Consider the following 25,191-nt stretch of genomic DNA (forward strand, 5'->3'; position numbering starts at 1 on the left):
AGGGCATTGTCGGCCTGAAGGCCGACCTACAGGACGCAACAATTATTAATAATATCAACGTCTTGTCGGGCTAGAGCCCGACAAGACGTTGTGGTTTAAATCATCAGACCGTCGCCCACCACTTCCTCTTGATAGCTTGGCATCCCTGTTAAGAGCACAAAACCGTCTTCTCTCGATAGATTCGTATCCAGCCTTGACGTCCAGTAATCCACTTCGGTTTCGTTCAGCGGTGTCTCGATCACCGCGTTGGATACTTGCTCCACAAAGCTTCTATTATCCAATGCCCCCCATTTGGCTTGGTATTGCTCTGATGTCATCAGCGCTTGAGCTTGCCCAAACAGAGTGAGGCCACTTTCTTGATACTGACTTAATTCCTCTAAAGTAACGCTTTCTCCAGTCACCAGTTGTTTCAGGGCGGCAAGGTATTTCAGTGTGTAGGCGGATAAGTTTGTGGCGGCGAAGTTCTCAGTGGTGTCCGAGAAGGTAACCACTTCAACGCTGTTCAGGGTATCCGTTTCCACATAGGCTTTATCTGTATACACCAAGGTGATTTTGCCGTCAGAGGTTAAGAGAGTTTGGTAATCGGTGGAGGCTCTAAATTGCTGCGCTGTATCGATGCCGGTGCCACCGTTAAGGATGTCGCTGCCATGACCGCCAATCAGCGTATCGTTACCGTCACCGCCGTTGAGTATGTCTTCACCCGCGTCTGGCATTAAACCGCTTTCGGCTACATCCAGGGTCTGAGCCAATTGCAAATTACCACTGTTGTCAGCCATCAAGGCCGTTGACTTGCTGTTATCGACTAATTGCACTAACCAGGATTCAAGTGTTGTGCCACTATTCATCTGGCTGACCGCACTGTTGATGTCTTGCTGGGTGACGTTATTGGCTCCCCACATGGCATTCAGCAGGCCGCTGACTTGCGTTTGCACGTCGGTTTGATCGGTAAAACCTGACTTGGCTTGCCAAAAATCCAGTGCCAGAGTCGCTAATTGATCCACATTGTGTTGGCCCGATGCAAAATCATTTAACTCGGCAAGGGTCGGTCGCGCTCCAACCACGGCGGTATATAAAACGGCAATGGTTTTTAAACGCGCGACATCAGAGGCCAAGAAAGCATAGTCTTGGTTGCCTTGAAGCACAAAGCCAGCTTGGTCAAAGTTTGCGACGTTTGCTTGAGAGGTATCAACCGCAAGCGCTTCGCCTTCGATGATGTACACAGGTCGAGTATACCAATCGCCAGTAAATGACGACGATACCGCGCCTAAATCAGAGAAGTCAGCATCATCAGGTATGTAGGTGGTTTGTATTTTGCCATCGGCTGTTAAGCTAAAGGTGAATTCTCCTTTGCTTTGTTGGCCGCCTTGAAGTACGTCATCACCGGTGCCGCCATTTAAGGTGTCGTTACCCGTGCCACCAACGACGGTATCGTTGCCCGCGTCCCCGAATAAGAAATCATCACCGCCTTTGGAGCCGATAAGATCATTGCCATCACCAGCGTGCAGTTCATCGTCTTCCGCACCGAGGATAATATCTTGGTTACCCGCGCCTGCGAAGACCACGTTTTTACCCGCACCACCGCGGACTTGAATACCGCTGCCCACGATAACAGCAAACTCTATGTCGCTTAGATCCAATACGGTGCCAGGCGACAGTTGACGGGCATCAATGACGAGCGCTTCTTCTTGTGTGGTATCTGAAGTACCTGATACCTTAATGGTTGTGCCACTGGAGCTTTGGTTTTGACCTAGTTCCAGTACCACTTCATTCACCCAAAGTTGGTTGCCTGCATCAGACGCCTCATTTAAAAAGGTTTGACCTTTTGCGAGTGCTTCGTCCTTGTCCGACCCTGCGGTTGAGAACTTATTGATTAGACTGACGAGATCGGTTTCTGCATTTTTGGTTTTGGCGGTATTGTTGGCTCTCGCTTTGATACCAACGCCTGTTGGTAAACTGACGGTGGTGACTACCACGTTACCTGCGTCATCAGAGAAATGCAGAGGCACATCGGCCGATTCAGACGCTGGGTTTGTGTCTGAGCGGTCTGCTGTCGTTGGGAAAACGGATATGACGTCAATTGCCTCCCCATTTTCATCTTCTTCTGTGGAAGAGCTAACAAATGCGCCATCAACAACGGTTGCATCCGCTGGCGGAGCGGTTGGTGTCGTTGGTGTTTCTGGTACAGGCGTTACGCCAAACGAAAAGGTATTCGGCGTTGTATCTATTGTATTTATTGAACCTGAGTCATCAATCACACTAAAGGTGAAAGCATCATTACCAAACGCGGTAGGCGCATACACTAAATTGCCTAAATCGGCGAGATTAATAATCTGTCCGTCGGTTACGGTGACCCCTGATAGTGTTAGTAGACCGCTGTCTAGCGACTGCACATCAATGCGTATACCAGATAATCCGTCGTTTTCCACATCGGTTAGGGTAAAGTCAGAGGCGGCAAAGGTATGCGCTTGTAAGCCACTAATGGAAACGGATTTATCGGCGCCTTCTGGCGCGTCATTGACGTCGTTTACACTGACCACAACCGCTTGGGTATCGGTCAAGGTGCCGGTGCCATCATCGGTGGCGATTACATTGAAGCTGTAACTGGCTTTGGTTTCGTAATCGGCGGAGTCGTTGAGTGTCACCACCCCAGTGGTCGCGTTGATGTTGAGTTGCTCCGCATCGTCACCTGATAAACTGTAGGTGACGGTGTCGTCGTCCACATCCGAGGCGGTGGCGGTGTAAATCGCGGTACTGGTGGCGGCATTTTCATTGACACTCCCCGTCGCACCAGAGGTGATGACAGGCGCGTCGTTCACGGCTGACACAGCAATGTCACGAGTGCTCGTACCCTGGTTGCCTGCGCCATCAGTCAAGTTAAAGGTTACGGTGCGGGCTGAACTGCTGGGGCTCTCTGATGTGTTGTGGTAGCGAATCGCCTGAAGCACCTCTTGAATATTGGCCGCTGTTGCGGATGATAGGAAGGTGAGTGTCCAGGTTGTGTTGTTGGTGACACTCGAGGTGGTTACTGTGCCTATGCTCGTTGTATCGGAACGTAAATCGGTTCCGTTGATGTTAATGCCAGTTGCTGTCCCCGTTGCTAGAGACAGAGTATCGGATGCTTCAGCATTGGCCGAAATTTGTACGGTCAATACAGAAGAGCCTGAACTTCCTGCTTCGGTTAATGTCATCGCACTGTCAATCGCCGCGGCTACATCATTCTCCGTATAAGCGAGTGAACCGCTCGTAATGGTCACAGTTGGATTCGTGGTGTCGATGGTGACCGTTAATCCTGATGAAGCGACTGAGACATTGCCCGCGGCATCGGTGGATTTGGTGGTAAGCGTGTGCGCACCGTCTGTTAAGGCTCTGGATGTGATTGACCAGTTGCCTGAACCGTCTGCAGTAGTCGAGCCTAATGAAGTGGTGCCATCCGTATCGTACAGGGTGACGGTCGCATTGGCTTCCGCGGTTCCTGTTACCGTGGGTGTGGTGTCGCTCGTGATGTTGTCACTATTCGACGAGCCAGAATCGGAAGCATCAGCAAGATCGGCAACCGACAGCGCATTTGGCGCGGCGGTGTCAATGGTGACCGTTAATCCTGATGAAGCAACTGAGACATTGCCCGCGGCATCGGTGGATTTGGTGGTTAAGGTGTGTGCACCGTCTGTTAAGGCACTGGAGGTAATTGACCAATTGCCTGAACCGTCGGCCGTAACCGAGCCCAATGAGGTGGTGCCGCTGCCGTTGGTATCGTACAGAGTGACGGTCGCATTGGCTTCCGCTGTTCCTGTCAGTGTGGGCGTAGTGGTGCTGGTGATGTTGTCACTATTCGACGAGCCAGAATCGGAAGCATCAGCAAGATCGGCTACCGACGGCGCATTGGGTGCGGTGGAGTCAATGGTGACCGTTAAGGCCGATGAGGCAACCGAGGTATTGCTAGCGGTATCCGTGGCTTTGGTGGTTAAGTTGTGGTCACCCTCCGTTAATGTACTGGATGTGATTGACCAATTGCCTGAACCGTCTGCAGTAGTCGAGCCTAATGAAGTGGTGCCATCCGTATCGTACAGGGTGACGGTCGCATTGGCTTCCGCGGTTCCTGTTACCGTGGGTGTGGTGTCGCTCGTGATGTTGTCACTATTCGACGAGCCAGAATCGGAAGCATCAGCAAGATCGGCAACCGACAGCGCATTTGGCGCGGCGGTGTCAATGGTGACCGTTAATCCTGATGAAGCGACTGAGACATTGCCCGCGGCATCGGTGGATTTGGTGGTAAGCGTGTGCGCACCGTCTGTTAAGGCACTGGATGTGATTGACCAGTTGCCTGAACCGTCTGCAGTAGTCGAGCCTAATGAAGTGGTGCCATCCGTATCGTACAGGGTGACGGTCGCATTGGCTTCCGCGGTTCCTGTTACCGTGGGTGTGGTGTCGCTCGTGATGTTGTCACTATTCGACGAGCCAGAATCGGAAGCATCAGCAAGATCGGCAACCGACAGCGCATTTGGCGCGGCGGTGTCGATGGTGACCGTTAATCCTGCTGAAGCAACTGAGGTATTGCCCGCGGCGTCCGTGGCTTTGGTGGTTAAGGTGTGTGCACCGTCTGTTAAGGCACTGGATGTGATTGACCAGTTGCCTGAACCGTCTGCGGTAACCGAGCCTAATGAAGTGGTGCCATCCGTATCGTAAAGGGTAACGCTGGCGCCTGCTTCGGCGGTACCTGTCACCGTGGGTGTGGTGTCGTTGGTGATGTTGTCACTATTCGACGAGCCAGAATCTGAGGCGTTAGCAAGATCGGCTACCGATGGCGCACTTGGTGCCGCGGTGTCGATGGTGACAGTTAATCCTGCTGAAGCAACTGAGGTATTACCCGCGGCGTCCGTGGCTTTGGTAGTTAAAGTTTGGTCACCCTCCATTAATGTATTGGATGTGATTGACCAATTGCCTGAACCGTCTGCGGTAACCGAACCCAATGAGGTGCTGCCGTCGGTATCGTACAGGGTGACGGTGGCATTGGCTTCCGCGGTGCCTGTTACCGTTGGTGTGGTGTCGTTGGTAACGTTATCTGTGCTTGATGAGCCAGAATCGGATGCAGAGGACAGATCTGCTACCGACGGCGCATTGGGTGCGTCGGTGTCAATGGTGACCGTTAAGGCCGATGAGGCAACCGAGGTATTGCCAGCGGCATCCCTGGCTTTGGTGGTTAAGTTGTGGTCACCCTCCGTTAATGTACTGGATGTGATTGACCAGTTGCCTGAACCGTCGGCGGTAACCGAGCCCAATTCTGTACTACCATCGGTATCGTAAAGTATGACCGTGGAATTGGCTTCGGCGTTACCGCTGATCGAAGGTGTTGTAATGCTCGTTACGTCATCAGAAGAAGAGCTTCCTGAGTCACTAGCAATGAGGAGATCAAGACCACTTGGCGCATCAGGGGCAACTATATCAGGAGTGCCGACAGTATAAGACTCACTTGATCCGGTGGGTGATACATTAACTAATAAATTACTATGGGTGTCTGAAATATTGTGACTACTTGAGAGCGCAACTGAAACAGTGCCATTTAAATCCGCGAGGTTTCCGCCAGACAGTGTTAAGTGGTAGGTAGAATCATTAACAGTAGAAAGGCTTGCTGTTGCAGTGGTGCCTGAAATGATGAAATCATCGCTCGTAACATTCGCTACTGATTCAGAAAAGACCACTTCAAATGTCAATGAATCGTCTTCGGTTTGAGCTTCACTAGGGGAGTAGCGAGTTATGGAAGTAACGGTTGGTGCAACGGTGTCAACAGTATGAACTGTTCCGCTATTGTACTCAGCAAACAGTGTATTTTGATTATCTATTATATCTGTTCCAGCTTTAATATCTAATCGAGTCGTTCCTTCTCCTTCTAGTGAGTCTACTGTGACCGTGTAAGTTGTTCCGCTCCCGTTAATTTCACTAATGTTACCGGAAGCGGTTCCAGTTGTGGTTAGCTGGAAGTCATCTATTGTTACGTTAGAAACAGCTGAAGTAAAAGTAACAGTGTAATCAACAGCAGTGGAACTAGCTGGTTTGTTTTCTGGAATCGTAGTGGCTGAGAAAATGATAGAAACTATATCAGAAGCCACATATCCACTGGAGTAGTAATCATCACGAAAATAAAAGGTGTTCGTACCAACAGCTAAAGGGGACCCTGAATATTTATAGACATAGCTGTAATTGTTAACATCGCTAGATTCAAGAGTTAACAAATGGTCTACTGATGCATCGTAAGTGGTGTTGTCATCCAAGCTTAGCCAGACGACTCTGTCGTTGTTGCTATTTACGTAGTAGTAAGTGTTTACTTTAAACAGGAGGTTGTTATTAAGGCTTGTTTCTCCATCATAATTGTTTTCGCCATCATCAGATACTGGCGCTAGTGATATGTAAGGTCCACACATTTTCTTATCCTTTAATTTTTAAACTTAAACTACTGCCTAAATTTTCAGCACCTAAACTTTTTGAAAGCTTGACTGTGTTATCGACGTCTACACCACTGTTAATAGTCAAAAATAATTCCAAAGCGCCTTTTTCTTTTAAATAACGCTTCATCTTTCTAATCATGCTGGCCCCTAGGAAACCTCCTCGAGCCTCAGGTTTCACATAAAATGATAAGTCAGCGCCGAACAGCTGCTCAGAGAAAAAGTATCTGGAAATTAGGCAGAAAGCGTAGCCAACGATCTGATCATCTTTAACGGCTAGAAAAACCTCATTATCTGGAGAGAGGATAAACTGCTTAGCTGTTGCAAGAGTGGCGCGACGGCTGAAAGTGGCGTGCTTCCAATTAAGTTCAGGGTAGGCATGGAATTCAACTAAATCAGCGATGGCTTTTAGGTCGCCAAGTGTTGCGATACGAACAGGCATAATTAACCCCTTCCAAAACTGATAATCATATGCTTACAGCAGTAAAGTACAAGTAAAAAATTGTATTTTATTAAGAGCGGTATGTCTTTATTTCAATAATAAAAAGTGAGCCTATTAATTTTGTGTTTGGTTAGTCTAGGGAATATGCGAATAAGTTAGCTAATTAGCACTAAGTCGCTTGCTGACTTGATTTGCCTTTCAATTTTCTCCAAATCTCAGTGTTTAGCGTGTCTTGTTCCCTAGTTGGAGCCATAAAACTCCAACTACCGTCATCAAGACGGATTAACCTCGTGCAGACCTTATTATCTGATCCACTCGCAGTATGTTTCCCAGTGCAAACAACACTGCGAGCTTATTGTCATTTTTTGATAAGCCTTTATAGACTACTTTGCGGAAGCCAAACTGGCACTTGAGTATTCGAAACGGGTGCTCTACTTTTGCTCTGATGCTCGCTTTTATGTACTCAGTGTTAATGGGCTTTTTATTAATACGGGGATGCTTCTTCCATTCCTGAACCTTGCTTGGTATCTCTGCAATCAACCAGTCCAACGTCTTATCTTTGGTTTCCTCACGTTTTTTTACGCCACGATATATCGAGTCAGCGGATACAAATAATTCATCCCCATGCATCAGTTCATGGATTTGCTTTAAGTCATGCTCATTGGCGAATGTGGTGGTAAAACTGTGCACCAAACCACGTTTAGCATCGACTCCAATATGTGCCTTCAATCCAAAGAACCATTGATTTCCTTTCTTGGTATGGTGCCTTTCTGGGTAACGTGCTATATGCTTTATTTTTGGTCGAGCTAGCGGCGTCAATAATAGTCGCGTCAACGACAGTGCCTTCTGTGAAGTCAATACCTGAATTTGATAGCCATTTGTGGACTTTTTTAAAGAACCTACGCCCAAGCTTATGTTTCTCCAGTCAATGCCTGAAGTTTATAATGGTGGTGTGATCAGGTATTACGCCTGCTAAGGATAACCCAGCAAACAGCCGCATAGAGGTAATCTCATAAAGCCCGTCCTCCATGGCAGGGTCTCCCATGTTGTACCAGTTCTGCATAAAGTGAATGCGTATCATGGTAGACAAAGGATAGGGGCAACGGCCGTTAACTGCTTTTGGATAGAAGGGTTCAATTTGGGCTTCAAGCTGCCGCCCAGGAATCAATTCATCCATTCGACCAAGGAAGAGTTCTTTGCGAGTTTTGCTGCGTTTGCTGGTAAATTCGGTGTCGGCGAAATTATCTCATGTTACCGACTTAATCGCATGTTCCCTTATATTAGTAAACATTGCAACTTTCATATTTTTGTCGTATTTGGATGTCTTCATGTATCCTTTTTTAGAAAGTATTGGGAATATCATCATGCTGTATCGATGGAGCTCAGATTTTTGAGTTATCGAGAATTATCGGGATACATCCTGACTTTGTTATGACAGGGGAAGATTGGCGTTTAGTGCAATGCTTGTAGGGCCACATAATGGCATATTCTTTATATCTTAAGGTTGTTAGATCGAAAAATTTGTGCTGAATTAGTCTACATCAGTCTGGATGAATCCGGCGAAGGTGATTTTTTTGAGAAAAATAGTGTCGATATATCTCATAGAAGCGAGCGACGTGTGTCAGTTTCTCTCCCTTGTACTGGTGTAAAAAATAAAAATGAAACAGCCTTCCTCTTACCTCCGGTAATACTCTCACCAAGGGTTCTTTGAGGCACAAGAATGACGCTTATCAAGTTATTGCCCCATTAAAAGAACACGGTATGAATTGTCAATTTCACTTAGTATAAAGAACGCTCAAATTTTATGTGATGAACCGTAAAATGGCGTTAAATGCTTTGGTAATAGGGCGTATAACTACCGATGAATACCTCTATCGGCTTGAGTTGGAAATGACCTCTGACCAGTCGAGCGTTTTGTATTCTATCTATGCGGAACATCCTCGAGGACGATCTAAGGTGATCCCAAGCCGTGATGTACCATATCGGCCAGTTCAACAAGATATACTGGGCTTCAATTACCCGCGTGGTGTGTTCTCCGGTGTCGGACTGGTAGTCGATCTCTAAACATCTTTGTGCTAAAAACGCCTCGGCGATGTTCTCGGAAATGTGTGACCCGGGTGCTGTGTAGCGAGAGACGGTATTTGCTCCCGCATTGTCACCAATCATAATGCGTTTACGGATAGTGCTGACAGAGTTTCTTTGCTCTTGAGGGAAGGCTTGGAACAGTTTCTGTTTAATCGCTTTTAAGTTACTGGTAAGAAGAGGGGATTGCAAAGACTCCATAATGGCCAATGAAAGTATCAGCTCAACCACTTCATGATGACTCAATTGCAGGCGGTCCACACCCCATCGACCATTTAAGCGAATGCCACCACCACGACCCCTTTCGGATTCAATAGGATACCCGGCACGTTTTAACTCAGCCAGTTCACGCATTAAGGTACGCTGACTGATGCCCAATTGCTCACGCAAGTCAGCGGTTTTCCAGTAGGTTTCAGAGCGAAGTAAACCAATGAGGCGATTACGTCGTTCCGTACGTTGTTCAAAGCTGGTATTGATCATTTATCTAATATGCCATTAAATGGCATAAAATACCCTATACTCCACATCTTAGGCAACGTTTTATTCAATTCAACACAGGGTTTAACATCAATATAACGACGAGGAGTTTTAAGTATGAAGCACTATTACAACCCAATGAGCCGGGCTATCTCTACTGACTGGATGCTGAAAGAGCTGGATGCTCCGCATGAGCAAATTAGGATCGATTTTAAGACAAACGAAAATAACTCGGCTGACTTTCGCAACATCAACCCCATGGGGAAGCTACCTACACTGGTGGATGGCGAGGTTGTAGTAACAGAAGTCTCGGCTATTTGTGCTTATCTTGCGGATAAGTTTCCTGAAAAGAAGCTAGCCCCTGAAATAGGGTCGGTTGAACGAGCGGCCTATTATCGCTACTTGTTTTTTGCTGGTAACACCATTGAGCCGGCCTTCTCTCTTGCCGCGTGTGGCTTTGAGCATCCTGACCCAATGTCGGCGGGTTGGGGTGATATGCAACGTGTATTAGCCACGATTGAAGAGATGACACCTGAAATTGATTGGGCGCTTGGCGAACAATTTACCGCCGCCGATGTCGTGTTTGGTGGCCTTCTAGACTTCTCAATTACTTTTAAGTGGTTCGAGCCATCACCTAAGGTAGCGGCTTATGTAAAACGCATTCGTCAACGACCTGCCTATAAAGAGACACATACGGCTTTTTAATGGGAAAATAGAAAAAAGGTTTACAACAGATCGACAATTCTTTAAACAGGTTCTTTAAGTAAAAGTAATGAGGTTAATTAAAGACCGTTGTGTTTTTAAGGACATCACACTTTTTGATGGATCGATCCACTTAACTTTATTTCAGGGGCATTTTTCAGAGGTACTATGGACAGCTTATCGGACAACAGTAAAAAACAAAGCGTCATTTTTGTGGAAGGTGAGGCGTCCGGTGACGTTCTTTGTTGTGCCGAAGGGCTGAGTTTTTGGGGTGGAGTCGATCCAGAGACGGGGCGTATTATCGACGTCCATCATCCTGATTGTGGGGCATCTGTTGCTGGGAAAATCTTGCAGATGCCGACGTCCAGAGGGTCTTGCAGCGGCAGCGGCGTGCTGTTAGAACTGTCTTTAAATGGACTCGCGCCAGCGGCCTTGGTTTTTAAAGAGCCTGAAGAAATCTTAACCTTAGGTGCGTTGGTAGCGGATAGAGTGTTTGGAAAACCCTTGCCAACGCTGTCCTTGTCGGCGAAAGATTACGCGCGGCTTGCAGAGTCGAAAGCCGCGTCTATTTCTGGATCTAAGCTAATAGTGGGTAGTCAAGAGCTCAGTCTTGACGTGACTAAACTGGGTGATATTGAATTAACCGATGAAGACCAATCTTTATTAAGCGGAACCTCAGGTCCAGCGGCGAAAATGGCGATGGACATTATTTGCCTAATGGCTTCTGTGGCTGGGGTTCGGCAACTCACTAATGTCACCCGAGGCCACATAGATGGTTGTATTCTGGCTCATTCGGCCAATTTAATTTTCGCGGAAAAATTGGCTGATCTGGGTGCTAAGGTGGTCGTTCCTACTACGATTAATGCGATTTCAGTGGATAGAGAAAATTGGACATCACAAAATATCTCGGCTGATTTTGGAAGACGAGCAAGTCGGCTGGCCGATGCCTATGTACGTATGGGCGCGCGCCCGACTTTTACCTGCGCGCCTTATTTATTAGACGATGCGCCAGTCGAAGGAGAGACCATTGGCTGGTCAGAGTCCAATGCGGTTATCTACGCCAATACCGTACTGGGAGCACGCAGTCCGAAACACCCAGATTATCTCGATTTATTTATAGCTATGACAGGTCGAGCGCCGGCTTCTGGAGTCTATACCCAAGAGGGGCGCGTGGCTCACAAGGTCATTGCTGTTTCTCCTCCTGCAACATTAGGCCTTCACGACGACCTGTTCTGGCCTTTATTAGGTTGGTTAGCGGGACGTGAATCGCCGGATCATATCCCTTTACTAACGGGAATTGAGCATTTGCACCCAACCAAGGACGATTTAAAAGCATTGTGTGCGGCTTTTGGTACCACATCGGGCGCGCCTATGTTGCATATTGCTGGACACACACCGGAAGGTGCGCAATCGCCGCATGCCGATGCCGAACGACGTTTTATCGGGATGGCTGACTTCGTTTGTGCATGGACAGAGCTGAACCAGGGGGAAATGACCGTAGACCTAGTGGCTATTGGTAGCCCTCATGCGTCTATTAATGAAGTACGTCGGGTCGCCGATTTACTGGGTGATAACCAATGCAATCCAGCCACTAAAATGATCATCACCATTGGGCGAGAGGTCTTGAATCAAACAAAATCTGAAGGGCTAGTTGATCGATTAGAGAAAGCCGGTGTGCGGCTGATTCCTGATCTGTGTTGGTGTTCAATTACAGAGCCTGTTTTCCCACCAGAAGCGAAAGGTCTATTCACCAACTCGGGTAAATACGCGCATTATGCTCACGGTTTGACAGGTAGGCATTCTCGTATTGGGAGCTTAAAAGAGTGCGTTGACGCTGCGGTCAGTGGGCAGGCCCCCGAAAAACGTCCAGCATGGCTGGATGGTTAGGTTTGTTACTATCAAACTTGGGGGCTCTTTTGAGTCGGCTTTAATCAATAATGGTTTTCAGGTAATCATAACCAAGCTGCTGCATTTGTTGCTCAACCCATTCTGTTCTCTCACGGAGGTAAGGTGTTAAGCGGTTAGGGGTTCGAGTACGCGGGCTTGGCAGCATGATGGCCAACCGCGTCGCTTGTGTCGCTGAAAGTGTGCTGGCCGATCGACCAAAGTAATGTTGACTGGCGGCTTCGACGCCGTACATACCTTGACCGAACTCGGCCACGTTTAAATACACTTCAAGGATACGTTTTTTCCCCCAAACCATTTCAAGGACTACCGCTAAACCTGCTTCCAAACCCTTGCGTAAAAAGCTACGGCTAGGCCAAAGAAAGAGGTTCTTCGCCGTCTGTTGCGTAATGGTGCTGGCACCACGTAATCCTTCTCCATCACCGTAATCAATTATCGCGTTACGGATTTCAAGAACATCGATACCAAAATGTATGGGAAAACGTTGATCCTCTGACGCCACTACCGCCAACGGAATGTGTGGCGGCAGTGTATCAATGCTTATCCAAGCCTGCTTTACCGGATAAGGGCTTTGTAACATAAACGCCGTCGTCGGCAGCGGCGCAAAGCGAAACACCAGTAACACCAAGGCAAAGGTCAGCCACATACGCCATAAAAGACTCCATGCTTTTTTTAATTTACGGCGTTTACCTTTTGGCATGTAGGCACTCTTACTCGGTTTGATGGGCCTTTAATCAAGGTGTTTGTTGTCCGGTGACTTTATTTTTGAATCAAAGCGCCGCGCTTACTTTTGACGCAACTTCGTCAGACACCCAGGCTTTCCAAATGTGAGGGTAGTGTTCTAAAAAGTAATACATAGCCGCTTCTTCATCTGCTTGGTTATCTTCCATCCAAGCTAATAAAGTACTCATTTCTTGGTTCGTAAAACCGCGTGTTGAAAAGTATTCAAAGGCTTGAGGTTCTGTCTGAGAAAATGTCTCTGTCGTTATGGTGTAAACAGGGGAGGGGGGGTACATAGTCACTTTTGGCGATTCACAGTCTGGTTGTGTGGTGCAATTGCGATATTCTTCAACATCGGTTCCACTACCAAAATCGACTTTGACCATTTCATATTTCCCAAGTACGGGGGTTGGTGACCAGTAATAACCAAACCACGGCAAATGACGCTCGTGAGCTTTTGCTATGGTTCCAGCCAGTCCGGCACCGGAACCTGGATCAATCATTTCAAATTCATGGCTTTCTAGCTCAAGGGCGTTGAAGAGGTGCTCAGACGTGATTTGGCATGTCCATCCTGCTGGACAACCATAAAAGGCGGAAGCCGTATCACTTTCAGGATGCTTAAATAATTTAGCATGTTGAATAATCCCTTCTATGGTTGCCATTTCAGGGTATTGGTCGATCATATAAGCCGGAACCCAAAAACCTTCTTCTCCTCCATTCACGAGTGACTTACCTGCGTAACGCAGGCGTTTATTTGCGACACCTTTATCCAGCGCCTCTTTAATGCCATTAGTCCAAAGCTCTGGCGCAACATCAGGACGACCTTTTTCAATCATAGACAATCCGGTAGGAACACTGTCACCAGGGACGAGTTCAGCATCACATTGATAGCCATGATTAAGAATGAATTGATCGACATGCGCCATTAAACTGGCGGAATTCCAATTCATATCGGCGATGGAGAATGATCCGCAGGTCGACGCATTGGCCTGAATTGAAAAAGTAGAAAACAACATCACAGGTAACATAGAAGGTAGGATTTTCATACGACTGGATTCCTATAGAGAGAGGTCAGATACGTAATTATAACCATAAGATGGGAGAGTAAAAGTATTTAAGGGGTCTGACCCCTTTTAGAGGGGCGGCCGCGATAGTCTTGACCAACCCTTTGTTTTAGTTGAGCTTCGACTTTCTCTTTAAAATAGCTGTCGCCAAGAGGCGTCCCCGTTTGCCAAGCGGACTGTATTGCTGATAATTCTCGAGTATCAAGGTGCCGTTCAAACAGACATAAGTAGTTCTGTATTTTTTCTTCGGTGTTACGACCTAGGGCGCTATAGACAGGGTGAGTCGTAATAAACGAAAGCGGTTTGACTCCGCTGTTGTGATGAAAGCTAGACCAACGATATAAACTTGGATGATCGACCATATTCGCTCTAACGGGGTTAAGTTCAATGTAGCGCATGACGGCTAAAAAATAGCGGTCTGATTGTACTAAGCTACTTTTAAACCGTCCCTCCCAAATAGAGCCACTACGTCCGTATTTATGATTTATAAAAGGAACATAACGTCGACCAATATGCTGCATGAACTGACTTACATCTGCTCCAGATTGAGCCGTTAACAGAATATGAACATGGTTCGTCATAAGGACAAAAGCGTGAATAGCAACATTGTATTTGACGGCGGCTTCTTTCATCCAGAAAGCGTACGCTTTGTAATCTTCATCCTCGAAGAAAACGGGGGCGCGAGAAGCGCCGCGCTGAACTATATGTACCGGAACATTTGGTAAAAAGAAACGGGGTTTTCTTGGCATCTTTTCCTCCTTGAAGAGAGACCTTCGAGTATCTTAAAGGGGTTATCTTAAAGGGGTCAGATCCCTTAAAAATAACGCCAATGTTAGTTGCAACCTGGTTCGGTGTTTAAGGGATCTGACCCCTTTTAGTGCTTTTAGTGTCGTAATTAACATAAAAGTAAGATATAACCTTTTCATTATGCTGTTGTTTTTTGTTGGATTTTTTTTCATGTTTTTTTCGCCCTTAAAAAAGCGCTCTTTTATTCTATTCATCTCCGTTTTGACGTTTTTTACGGTCAGTGCCATCGGTATTTATTGGGCACATTTATCTCAAGCCCTGATTGAAAAAGAACATGACATACTACTCAATCAGATTGCCATAACACAAGCATCCTCTATCGAAAGAAGGCTTACACTGTCTTTAGCCGCAACCCAAGTTATCTCCCAAGAAGTCATTCAGGCTCATGGGGATTTAAGTAATTTTGATCGTACTGCTGAAAACACCCTGTCATCCATTGGTGGTATTAATAATCTACAACTCGCGCCAGATGGAATTATTACTGAAATATTCCCTCTTGAAGGCAATAAGTCCGCTATCGGATTGAATATTTTAAAGCACCCCGTGTACCGTGAGGCGACTCTTCACTCAATTAAAAATAAAAAGCTCATGGTGGCAGGCCCCTTTCAGCTGGTTCAAGGGGGAATTGCATTGTTGGGACGTAACCCTGTTTTCCTGATAGATCAAAATGGTCAAGAAACTTTTTGGGGCTTTGTTTCTGCCATGATTTATTTAGACGACTTATTGCAATCGACAGAACTGTATCGTTTAGCCGATCAAGGGTATCTTTTTCAATTGTCGCGCATTCCTCCAGAATCAAAAGAAGCCATTGTCTTTGTAGAACCGATAAAGGCGTTTGTTGGCTCTACAGTAACAGCGCCCATCATGATACCAAGCGGCAACTGGACGCTCACGATTGGGCGAAATCAAGGTCTGGATACTCAATACATTACTCAATGGTATTTAATCAGTTTTTTGATTGGCCTATTAAGTGCGACGTTTGTGTATTATCTGCTGCGTTACCCACTCAAACTGCAATCATTGGTCGACATCAAAACAGCGGAACTGCATAAGTTAGCCTATACCGATCCACTGACCCACCTCCCCAATCGACGACTCTTAATGGACAAAATGAAAGATGCGGTATTGAATTCCCACAAAAGCCACACCGCTTTTATCTATTTTGATATTGATAACTTCAAACGTATCAATGACAGCATTGGCCATGATGTTGGGGATTATATCTTGTGTTGTGCGGCCGAACGTATCCAGAAAAATCTTCAAGAGAATGACCTAGTTGGCCGTTTAGGTGGGGATGAGTTTGGCGTACTACTGCATAACATCAGAGACAAAGAACAAGTTAAGGAATGGCTAAACAAACTTAATGAAACCATTAAGAAAGCAATTATAATCCAGCAGAAAGAACATTTTATTAGCATGTCTTTTGGGATTGTATTAATGCCAGAAGACGGTGACAACATCGTCTCTATCGTGCAAAACGCCGATATGGCTATGTATCATGCGAAGCATTTAGGCAAAGACCAATACTGTTTCTACAGTCATTCCATGAAAGAAAAAACTCTCAATCGCATTCATTGGGAAGAAGACATTCAATCGGCGATTCACCATCGCGAGTTCATTTTGTTTTATCAACCCCTGTTTAGTATCGGAAAAAAACAAGTCATCGGAGCTGAGGCGTTGATCCGCTGGAACCATGCCGATAAAGGAATGGTTGCCCCTGATCAGTTCATTCCGATTGCTGAAGAAACAGGGCAAATTTTGGAGATAGGTTATTGGGTTATTCGAGAAGCTTGCGATTATATCCAAAGTCGCTCGGAGCGGAACTTGCCCCCACTCACCATTCAAATAAATTTATCCCCTTTACAATTGTCCGAACCCCATCTGCTGCCTTATTTGATTCAATGTTTGAACGAAACGAACATCGATCCCAAACTTCTAGGCATTGAGATCACCGAAACCGCATTGCTTCATGATATTACCTTAGCGTCCCAGGTATTGAATAAAATCAAAGCCATGGGCATTGGGATTGCCATTGACGATTTTGGGATTGGTTATTCCTCATTGCAACTACTAAAAGACTTACCTTTTGATACCTTGAAAATTGATCGCCTTTTCATTTCCGAATTAGAAAAAAATCCAGATGACCAACGAATTGTAGAAGCGATTATTGCCATGTCACATAAATTAGGTCTACAAGTCATTGCGGAAGGCATTGAAACCAATGAGCAATTAATTCAGTTGCGAGAATTTCAATGTGATAGTGGCCAAGGTTACTATTTAGGACGTCCTGTTCCTAAAAGCGAATTCGAAAAGCAGCTCGAACAGCCTGTTATCAATGACGTCTAATCCTGAAATTGGGTCGATCTTAAAGGGGTCAGATCCCTTAATGTTTAAGGGATCTGACCCCTTTTAGTGCTCTTCGGTGTTACGACCTAGGGCGCTATAGACAGGGTGAGTCGTAATAAACGAAAGCGGTTTGACTCCGCTGTTGTGATGAAAGCTAGACCAACGATATAAACTTGGATGATCGACCATATTCGCTCTAACGGGGTTAAGTTCAATGTAGCGCATGACGGCTAAAAAATAGCGGTCTGATTGTACTAAGCTACTTTTAAACCGTCCCTCCCAAATAGAGCCACTACGTCCGTATTTATGATTTATAAAAGGAACATAACGTCGACCAATATGCTGCATGAACTGATTTACATCTGCTCCAGATTGAGCCGTTAACAGAATATGAACATGGTTTGTCATAAGGACAAAAGCGTGAATAGCAACATTGTATTTGACGGCGGCTTCTTCCATCCAGAAAGCGTACGCTTTGTAATCTTCATCCTCGAAGAAAACGGGGTCGCGAGAAGCGCCGCGCTGAACTATATGTACCGGAACATTTGGTAAAAAGAAACGGGGTTTTCTTGGCATCTTTTCCTTCTTGAAGAGAGACCTTCGAGTATCTTAAAGGGGTCAGAACCCTTAAACAATAGTGATGTGGTGAGTGACTAGAATCGTCCGTTTTTAAGGGTTCTGACCCCTTTAAATTCCAAACCTTATTTAAATACCACATCTCAGAAGAAGAACTCGGACGGATTCGATCTGCTACGCATTTAGATATGGCACTGGGAAACGAACGTTTTAAAGAGGAGATCGAGAAGCTAGCAGGTAGGCGAGTGACGCCAAGAAAGTGAGGTAGGAAACCGAGTCAGATGGATTGAATTTTCATCTGACTCACTTGCTTTAGGCTGTGACGGCTCTTAAGCGGGCTTCGTGACGTTTTTTTGCCCACTCTTGAGCCTTTCTAGGGTTGAACTCTGCAGATGCTTTATCTGCAGTTAATGCACGGACAGCAAATGAAGCATCATAAGAAGAAATTGAAGATACGTTTGCAATCTCTTTGGCACTTGAATCTTTATTTTTACTGCTCATTCTGCTTTTCCTCCATTGAGGTTAATACAATAGACATAATATCGCGTACGTTGCGCAAAAAGTCATCATGTAAGTCGGTGATGAACTGGTTAGGTTCAGAGCTAGTGATAACTAAAACGCCATAAGGCAAAGGTTGAGACTGGTCTTGAGCGAGAGGTTTAACAATCGGAGATGATATAAAGCTAGAATAGTTTGATGCGTCATTTTTACTCATTGGTAGTTCTGTGCTGTTTGATGCATCGTGACAAATCATACAGCGCTTATTTGCGAAAGAAATGCCAACATGCCCTACACCGACTTCCCAGCTTCTTCCTTGTGTATCTAGACGGTCATCATGAATGCGCTCTTTTATTTCAAGTAAGTTCGACTCGGAGTTGTACTCGTAAATGACAAAATTATATAGAGCTTTACCTCCAAAGTTAAAAAGCCCTTCACGAAATTGGCTTAGAACGTGCAGTACGTTTCTGTAAATCTCTGATTTTGTAATTTGAGGGTTATTTTTAAATAAATCAGTTATGGCATCAATTGTTATCACAGAATAGTCAACAAACTCCATTTTTTTAAGAATCTTCGCATTATCTATTTTCGATAGTTCTAGTTTCTCGCTAATTGAGTCAAATTCGTCTGCTGTATGACTCATACGGGTCTGTAAGAAAAGCCAAAGAGAAACAAATATGTGCACAAGAATTAAAATAACAACCGGTATTGAATGTGTATTCCAAAATGAGTCAAAGCCAGTTTCAGGATCAGAGATAGTAATGGCATTAAAGTACAGTGTTACGTAGTAACCAATTACTAATGGTGCTATGAGTGTAACCCAGATGTTAAAACCAATAGATGCAATGGTGTACATCTGAGTTTTAATCGTAAGGTTCTTTTGTAATTTCCTTTTAAGACTTTGCATTTTTCATATTCCTTGATGGTGTAGAGTTGCTTGCGACGAATCTGCTTAGGGGGTTTTTATTGTCAATTCCATTCTGTGTACCCTTTAATAATTCCCATTGCCTCTAGTGTTATGCCTTGCCCCTTTTAGGGGAGGCCTAATGCACCTCGTCCCAGTTGTCTCCAACACCCGCTTCCACAAGCAATTGCACGTCAATTTGGCGGCTGTTCTGCATGATCTCGACGATTTTGATCTTAAAGGGGTCAGATCCCTTAAAAATAACGTCAATGTTAGCTGCATTCTGGTTTAGTGTTTAAGGGATCTGACCCCTTTAAGGGGAGGCCTAATGCGCCTCGTCCCAGTTGTCCCCAACGCCCGCTTCCACAAGCAATGGCACGTCAATTTGGCTGCTGTTCTGCATGATCTCGACGATTTTGGCTTGGGCGTTTTCTAGGTCTTTTTCCGCCACTTCGAAGATGAGTTCATCGTGTACTTGCATGATCATTTTCACGTCTAGGTCGGTGTCGGCTAGCCAGTCGTGCATTTTGATCATGGCGCGTTTGATGATGTCGGCGGCGGAGCCTTGCATCGGGGCGTTGATCGCGGTGCGTTCGGCGGCTTGGCGCATGATGGCGTTTTTCGCTTTGATATCAGGCAGGTAGAGTCGGCGGCCGTAGATGGTTTCGACGTAGCCTTGTTCTTTGGCTTGTTCACGGGTGCTGTCCATGTAATGTTTTACGCCCGGGTAGCGGTCAAAATAAATCTGTATGTATTTTTGCGCTTCTGGGCGACTGATACCCAATTGCTTGGCTAGACCAAAGGCGGACATGCCGTAGATAAGGCCGAAGTTGATGGCTTTGGCTCGTCGGCGTTGTTCTGTGGTGACCTCGTCTAGGCTGACGTCGAAGACTTCGGCGGCGGTGGCTTTGTGGATGTCGGCGTCTTTTGAGAAGGCGTCGAGCAGGCCTTTGTCTTGAGACAGGTGTGCCATGATGCGCAATTCAATTTGCGAGTAATCGGCGGCAATCAGTTTGTGACCCGTTGGCGCAATAAAGGCTTGGCGAATACGACGGCCTTCGGCGGTACGAATCGGGATGTTTTGTAAGTTCGGATCCGTGGACGACAAACGCCCTGTGGCGGTGACGGCTTGATGATAAGAGGTATGAATGCGACCTGTTGCTTGAATCATTTCAGGCAGTTTGTCGGTGTAGGTGGATTTCAGCTTTGATAAGCTGCGGTGTTCCATGATCAAGCGAGGTAATTCATAGGTTAGCGCCAATTCTTGTAGAATCGGTTCCGCGGTGGATGGCTGACCTTTAGGGGTTTTCTTAATAACAGGTAAGCCCTGCTTCTCGAACAAGATCACTTGCAGTTGTTTCGGTGAGCTTAGGTTAAAGCTTTCACCCGCTTCTTCATGGGCTTTGATTTCCAGTTCTTGCAAACGACTGGCAATTTCGCTGCTTTGCTCATGCAACAGGTCTGGATCAATCAAGGTGCCCGTTTGTTCCATGTGGGCCAGTACAGGAATCAAAGGGCATTCAATGTCGGTAAAAATAGACGCAACGGAAGGCGTTTTTGCAACTTGTGGCCAAATGGCGTTGTGTAAGCGTAAGGTAATGTCGGCGTCTTCGGCGGCGTAGAAAGCGGCTTGTTCTAGGTCGATTTCATTGAAGGTTTTTTGTTTTTTGCCTTTGCCAGCCAGTTCTTCAAAGCTCACACAGGTATGACCAAGGAATTTCTTCGCTAAGCTATCCATGTCATGGCGGTTCCCTACGGAATTTAAGGTATAGGATGCCAGCATGGTGTCATGTTTGATACCTTGCAGTCTAATGTCGTAGTTGGCTAACACATTGGCGTCGTATTTGATGTGCTGGCCAACTTTGGCTTTATTGTCGTCTTCTAAAAACGGTTTTAGTTGTGCTAAGACCCAATCACGATCCAGTTGTTCTGGTGCGCCTTCGTAGTCGTGGGCTACGGGAATGTAGCAGGCGGTGCCTTCTTCAACGGAAAAAGAGACGCCAACGATTTCCGCTTTCATGTAGTTCAAACTGGTGGTTTCGGTATCAAACGCCACGAGCTCCGCTTGCGTGATTTTTTCTAACCAAGTGGCAAACTGCGCCTTATCCAAAACGGTGTCGTAGTGGGCGTCAATGGCACTCGGTAAAATGATGTCAGCGGTATTTGGATCGTCTTCTGTGCTGGTTTTGCTGTCAGCGGGGGTGCGGTCTAGGTCTTTAATCCAGGTTTTGAATTCCAGCTTTTCATACCATTCGCGTAAGGTGTCTGTGTCGATTTTGCCGTTGTGCAGTGTCAGCGGGTCAAAGTCCAATTCCACATCGCATTTGATCGTTGCAAGTGTGTAAGACAGCTCGGCCATGTCTTTGTTTTCGGCCATTTTCTTTGACAGTGTTTTCGCGCCTCGGAAGCTTAAAGTCGCAATTTCGTCTAGACGTTCGTAAATGCTTGTTAGCCCGCCTAAGCCTTGCAGTAAGCCTAGTGCGGTTTTTTCGCCCACACCCGGTACGCCGGGGATGTTATCCACTTTATCACCCATTAAGGCAAGGTAATCGATGATGAGCTCAGGTGGAATGCCAAACTTGTCCTTCACTCCTTGGATGTCCCATGGTGGTGTCTGTCATGGTATTTACTAGGGTGACTTTATCTGTAACCAACTGAGCCATGTCTTTATCGCCTGTGGAGACGATGACATCACGACCGGTTTCGCCGACAATTTTGGCAACGGTACCAATCACATCGTCGGCTTCTACACCCGTAATGCTAATAAGTGGTAAGCCCATGGCTTCAATCAGTTTATGAATCGGCTCTATTTGTGAGCGTAAGTCATCTGGCATGGGTGGACGTTGGGCTTTGTATTCGCTGTAGATGTCATCTCGGAAAGTCTTGCCTTTCGCATCAAAAATAACCACCATCGGTGAGTCTGGGAAACGGCCCATTAAACTGCGAATCATGCTGATGACGCCGCGAATGGCGTTGGTGGGTTGGCCGTCGCTGGTGTTCAATGGTGGAATGGCATGAAAAGCACGATATAAGTACGATGATCCGTCTACCAAAATCATTGGCGAAGTGGTGTTTGAGGCGTTAGCCGACATGAAAATACCCTCTTTGGCACAGAATTCTAAAATTAATGGCTAGATTATCATATTGAGAGGCGTTTAGTGGACGGAAATGCATTCTCAGCAATTGACCTTTTTCCGCTTATTGTGGAGCATAGGCTCTTCTTTGAATACGCTTCCGCTGTTGATATTAAAATAGGTACGAAATTGGCTGTTTATACTTCTCTCGATCAAGATGACATGTTGGCTTTATTGGCCGATTACGATTTAGGTAACTTGGTGTCTTTTCAAGGCATTTCTGGAGGAGTGGAAAATACGAATTATTTCGTGACCACGGATCAAGGTAAGTATGTCTTGACCTTGTTTGAAGAGTTCGAAGCTGAAGAGGTGCCTTACTTCTTAGACGTGGTGGCGCATTTTAAGGCGGAAGGGTTTAACGTACCGGCCGCGATAGATGATAAACAGGGTGAACGACTGCGGATGGTGAAAGGTCGACCTGCCATTATGGTGGATTGTTTCCCTGGTACATTACTTGACCAAACAGATGCAGCCAGTTGTGCCTTAATGGGGACTGAATTAGCTAAGTTGCATAAAGCTGGGCAAACCTTTCCGGAAAAACGCCCAAGTCATCGTGGCGTTGCGTGGTGGAACGTTACCAGTAAAGACTTAGCTCCTAAATTGCCTGCAGAAGAGGCTACCTTACTATTGGATCAGGTGCGCGCGTTTGATGATTTTTTGCAGACATCGACAGAGTTACCAACCGGTACCATTCATGCCGATCTGTTTTTTAACAATACCTTATTTGTTGGTACGGAATTATCTGCGATAATCGATTTTTACAATGCGTGCCACAGCTGGTTAACTTATGATTTGGCTATTGTGGTAAACGATTGGTGTTCCGATCCTGACACAGGTGAATTGGATATGGCTAAGTACTCGGCTTTGGTGACGGCGTATGCCAGTGAGCGTCCTTTTACGGGGGCTGAAAAAGAGACTTGGCCGTTAATGTTGCAAACCGCCGCCATGCGATTTTGGTTATCTCGTTTGGAAGCGTGGTACGGTGCGATTGATGATCCTGAGCGTTTGGCACAACAACATAATCCGGAAGAGATAAAGCGTATTTTAAAAGTACGTCTTCAATCTTGTCCTGAACTTGTCTGATTGGACTCGGTGAGCTCGTTTCCATCGCTTTGACATACTTTTAAAGGTACCGCTGATGCATTTACATCGTCCTTTTGCTGTTCTTTTGGGTATTTGGTTGTTTTGCCTTGCCAGTTTGGTAGGGGCTCATCCACACGTTTTTATTGAAGGGCAATATCGCATCGAGTTGGATAAAACCACCATTGATTCCTTTGAAGCGAGCTGGAAGTTTGATTTATTTACCAGCTCAAGTTTAATTCTTGAATTCGATACTAACTCCGATAGTCAGTTTCAAGGCCAAGAGAAACAAATCGTGGCGGATAAGCTAAAAAGCTTTGAGGCATTTGATTTTTTTATGAAAGTACTGGTCGATGGCAATGCGGTGCGGCCCTCTCGTGTTGTTGTGTCAGATATCATCATACAGAATCAGCAGATCCTACTCATCTTTTCGGTCGCTATGCCTGATCCTATCAACTTACAAAAACAGACTTTGTCTTTATCTTTTGGGGACGATGAGTTTTATTTCGCACTGATGCCACCTGAAAATGGCTTGTTGCTACTGCGCGGTATGTTAGCCGAGACCTGTACACCTAATAGTCGAGAAGCGGAAGAGATGGCCATTGATTCTTGGGCAGACGTGAGCTGCGATTGATTGTTTCACTACGACCATTTTGTATTTTATAGAGCTTAGTATTTGATAACTCGTGAGGTTAAACCATGTTAGAACATTTCCAATGGCTACCGTTTTTAGTCGCAATCAGCTTATTAACCATGAGTCCGGGGGTCGATACGATTTTGGTTATGCGTAATGCCGCCCGCGAGGGCTGGAGAGACGGTTTCTTGACGAGTTTGGGGATTTGCATGGGGCTGTTTGGCCACGCCGCTGTCTCGGCTTTAGGGCTATCGGTTATTTTATTAGGGTCGGCTGAATTGTTTTTTGTCTTTAAACTGATGGGAGCGGCTTACCTTGTGTATTTAGGGATTCAGAGCTTACGCAGTGCGATGCGTCCGATGGGGATGACGTTTACCGATAGCCGTCAATCAAAGGCCGTGGGAGGGATGGTGTCTTTTAGGCAAGGGCTGTTGTCTAACGTGTTAAACCCGAAACCGATTATTTTTTATATGGCGTTTTTGCCGCAGTTTATCGATCCTAACTATTCGGCATTAAATCAATCTTTGTTTATGGCCCTGTTGCATTTTACCCTTGCAATGATGTGGCAAACCTTGCTTGTTCTTATGGTTCATAAGGCAAGAATTTGGCTGGCGCGACCAAAAGTGGCGCAAGTCTTGGACAGCCTAACCGGCTTATTGCTGGTGGGTTTTGGTGTAAAACTCGCATTAAGTCAAAGGTAACCCCTACGGTTTTAATGCATTCTGGATAACGTGTTCTATGAGTATGTTAATTGCGACTTGGATAAAGTTTTTCTTCCTATTTGCTCCCTTTTTTGTGTTGTCTATGTTCTTAGCTTTGACCCGTGGTGAATCTAAGGAATCGCGTAAAAAAGTGGCCAATAAAGCCATTATTTCGGCGGCTGTTATTGCCTTAGTGCTGCTGTTTTTTGGTGGTGGCTTATTTGAAGTGTTAGGAATCAGTCTTGATTCATTTCGTATCGGCTCCGGTATTTTGCTCTTTTTATCGGCCTTGAGCTTGGTAAAAGACGGCACCCGTAATCATGCGGTGGGTATGCCAAGTGAAGAGCGAGATGATGTTTCTGTGGTGCCTTTGGCGGTACCGACTATTATCGGGCCTGCAACCATTGGTACGATTCTGGTTTACGGTGCGGAGTTAACAGGTTGGACCTTATTTTTTGGTGTTCTTGGGCTACTGTTGGCACTCTTAAGTCTTGGCATTCTCTTGTACATGGCGTCTTACATTGAAAAATTATTGGGTCGTACCGGGCTGAATATATTGAGTAAGATTACGGGGTTGATTTTGGCCGCAATGGCGGCGCAAATCTTTATGGGTGGTTTTATGGGCTTCTTATCCCCTTTAATGTAAGAATGATTGAGTATTAAAAAGTTATAATATAACATT

Annotated in this window: 17 protein-coding genes and 2 pseudogenes; 8 read left to right on the forward strand and 11 right to left on the reverse strand. The window is 45.9% G+C overall.

Going from position 1 to position 25,191, the window contains the following annotated elements; genetic code table 11:
• Positions 1 to 95: 95 nt before the first annotated feature.
• The 4 genes and pseudogenes from IEZ33_RS00390 to IEZ33_RS00405 all read right to left on the reverse strand — a co-directional run bounded on the left by IEZ33_RS00390 (position 96) and on the right by IEZ33_RS00405 (position 9,441).
• Positions 96 to 6,416, reverse strand: a complete 6,321-nt coding sequence (locus IEZ33_RS00390; protein WP_191601785.1) for an Ig-like domain-containing protein — start codon at positions 6,414 to 6,416, stop codon at positions 96 to 98.
• A 4-nt stretch (positions 6,417 to 6,420) separates the two neighbouring features.
• Positions 6,421 to 6,879: a GNAT family N-acetyltransferase gene (locus IEZ33_RS00395; protein ID WP_191601786.1), complete on the reverse strand. Its 459-nt coding sequence runs from the start codon at positions 6,877 to 6,879 to the stop codon at positions 6,421 to 6,423.
• Positions 6,880 to 7,161: 282 nt separating this feature from the next.
• Positions 7,162 to 8,119, reverse strand: a pseudogene (locus IEZ33_RS00400) (IS5 family transposase); the annotation flags it as partial.
• Between the two features lie 587 nt (positions 8,120 to 8,706).
• Entirely contained in the window at positions 8,707 to 9,441 is a 735-nt protein-coding gene (locus tag IEZ33_RS00405; RefSeq protein WP_191601787.1) for a helix-turn-helix transcriptional regulator, read from the reverse strand.
• 114 nt (positions 9,442 to 9,555) lie between these two features.
• Between IEZ33_RS00405 and IEZ33_RS00410 the strand changes: the two genes are divergently transcribed.
• Together IEZ33_RS00410 and lhpI are read left to right on the forward strand one after the other, a co-directional pair.
• A complete protein-coding gene (locus IEZ33_RS00410; RefSeq protein ID WP_191601788.1) occupies positions 9,556 to 10,143 on the forward strand; it encodes a glutathione S-transferase family protein in 588 nt (195 codons plus the stop codon).
• Between the two features lie 165 nt (positions 10,144 to 10,308).
• On the forward strand, positions 10,309 to 12,027 hold the full coding sequence (gene lhpI / locus IEZ33_RS00415; RefSeq protein WP_191601789.1) for a cis-3-hydroxy-L-proline dehydratase: 1,719 nt from the start codon (positions 10,309 to 10,311) through the stop codon (positions 12,025 to 12,027).
• A 40-nt stretch (positions 12,028 to 12,067) separates the two neighbouring features.
• On the opposite strand, the gene mtgA is transcribed toward lhpI, so the two are convergent.
• From mtgA to IEZ33_RS00430, 3 genes are all read right to left on the reverse strand, one after another.
• The gene (gene mtgA / locus IEZ33_RS00420; RefSeq protein WP_191601790.1) at positions 12,068 to 12,745 is read right to left on the reverse strand and encodes a monofunctional biosynthetic peptidoglycan transglycosylase; all 678 of its coding nucleotides are present in this window, start codon (positions 12,743 to 12,745) and stop codon (positions 12,068 to 12,070) included.
• Between the two features lie 70 nt (positions 12,746 to 12,815).
• Positions 12,816 to 13,811: an ABC transporter substrate-binding protein gene (locus tag IEZ33_RS00425; RefSeq protein WP_191601791.1), complete on the reverse strand. Its 996-nt coding sequence runs from the start codon at positions 13,809 to 13,811 to the stop codon at positions 12,816 to 12,818.
• Positions 13,812 to 13,879: 68 nt separating this feature from the next.
• On the reverse strand, positions 13,880 to 14,578 hold the full coding sequence (locus tag IEZ33_RS00430; protein WP_191601792.1) for a transposase: 699 nt from the start codon (positions 14,576 to 14,578) through the stop codon (positions 13,880 to 13,882).
• A gap of 208 nt (positions 14,579 to 14,786) precedes the next feature.
• On the opposite strand from IEZ33_RS00430, the gene IEZ33_RS00435 reads away from it, so the two are divergent.
• Positions 14,787 to 16,982, forward strand: a complete 2,196-nt coding sequence (locus IEZ33_RS00435) for a bifunctional diguanylate cyclase/phosphodiesterase (RefSeq protein WP_191601793.1) — start codon at positions 14,787 to 14,789, stop codon at positions 16,980 to 16,982.
• A 63-nt stretch (positions 16,983 to 17,045) separates the two neighbouring features.
• Here the strand turns inward: IEZ33_RS00435 and IEZ33_RS00440 are convergent, their stop codons facing one another.
• The 3 genes from IEZ33_RS00440 to IEZ33_RS00450 form a co-directional block, all read right to left on the reverse strand.
• Positions 17,046 to 17,558, reverse strand: a complete 513-nt coding sequence (locus IEZ33_RS00440; RefSeq protein WP_191601794.1) for a transposase — start codon at positions 17,556 to 17,558, stop codon at positions 17,046 to 17,048.
• A gap of 312 nt (positions 17,559 to 17,870) precedes the next feature.
• Positions 17,871 to 18,059, reverse strand: coding sequence for a hypothetical protein (locus IEZ33_RS00445; RefSeq protein WP_191601795.1), 189 nt, complete (start codon positions 18,057 to 18,059; stop codon positions 17,871 to 17,873).
• Positions 18,049 to 18,963 (reverse strand): GAF domain-containing protein, encoded by a 915-nt coding sequence (locus IEZ33_RS00450; RefSeq protein WP_191601796.1) that lies wholly within the window; start codon positions 18,961 to 18,963, stop codon positions 18,049 to 18,051. Before IEZ33_RS00450 ends, IEZ33_RS00445 begins: the two co-directional genes overlap by 11 nt.
• Before the next feature lie 139 nt (positions 18,964 to 19,102).
• Here IEZ33_RS00450 and IEZ33_RS00455 point away from each other — a divergent pair, with 139 nt between their 5' ends.
• On the forward strand, positions 19,103 to 19,252 hold the full coding sequence (locus IEZ33_RS00455) for a hypothetical protein (protein ID WP_191601797.1): 150 nt from the start codon (positions 19,103 to 19,105) through the stop codon (positions 19,250 to 19,252).
• A 33-nt stretch (positions 19,253 to 19,285) separates the two neighbouring features.
• Here the strand turns inward: IEZ33_RS00455 and polA are convergent.
• Positions 19,286 to 22,052, reverse strand: a pseudogene (gene polA / locus IEZ33_RS00460) (DNA polymerase I).
• A 66-nt stretch (positions 22,053 to 22,118) separates the two neighbouring features.
• Between polA and IEZ33_RS00465 the strand changes: the two are divergent.
• The 4 genes from IEZ33_RS00465 (at position 22,119) to IEZ33_RS00480 (ending at position 25,155) form a co-directional block, all read left to right on the forward strand.
• A complete protein-coding gene (locus IEZ33_RS00465; RefSeq protein WP_240009590.1) occupies positions 22,119 to 23,177 on the forward strand; it encodes a homoserine kinase in 1,059 nt (352 codons plus the stop codon).
• A 55-nt stretch (positions 23,178 to 23,232) separates the two neighbouring features.
• Entirely contained in the window at positions 23,233 to 23,808 is a 576-nt protein-coding gene (locus IEZ33_RS00470) for a DUF1007 family protein (RefSeq protein ID WP_191601798.1), read from the forward strand.
• Between the two features lie 65 nt (positions 23,809 to 23,873).
• Positions 23,874 to 24,509: a LysE family translocator gene (locus tag IEZ33_RS00475; protein WP_191601799.1), complete on the forward strand. Its 636-nt coding sequence runs from the start codon at positions 23,874 to 23,876 to the stop codon at positions 24,507 to 24,509.
• A gap of 37 nt (positions 24,510 to 24,546) precedes the next feature.
• On the forward strand, positions 24,547 to 25,155 hold the full coding sequence (locus tag IEZ33_RS00480) for a MarC family protein (protein ID WP_191601800.1): 609 nt from the start codon (positions 24,547 to 24,549) through the stop codon (positions 25,153 to 25,155).
• The last annotated feature ends 36 nt before the right edge of the window (positions 25,156 to 25,191 follow it).

Source organism: Marinomonas algicola (genome assembly GCF_014805825.1).
GTDB classification, from domain to species: Bacteria; Pseudomonadota; Gammaproteobacteria; order Pseudomonadales; family Marinomonadaceae; genus Marinomonas; species Marinomonas algicola.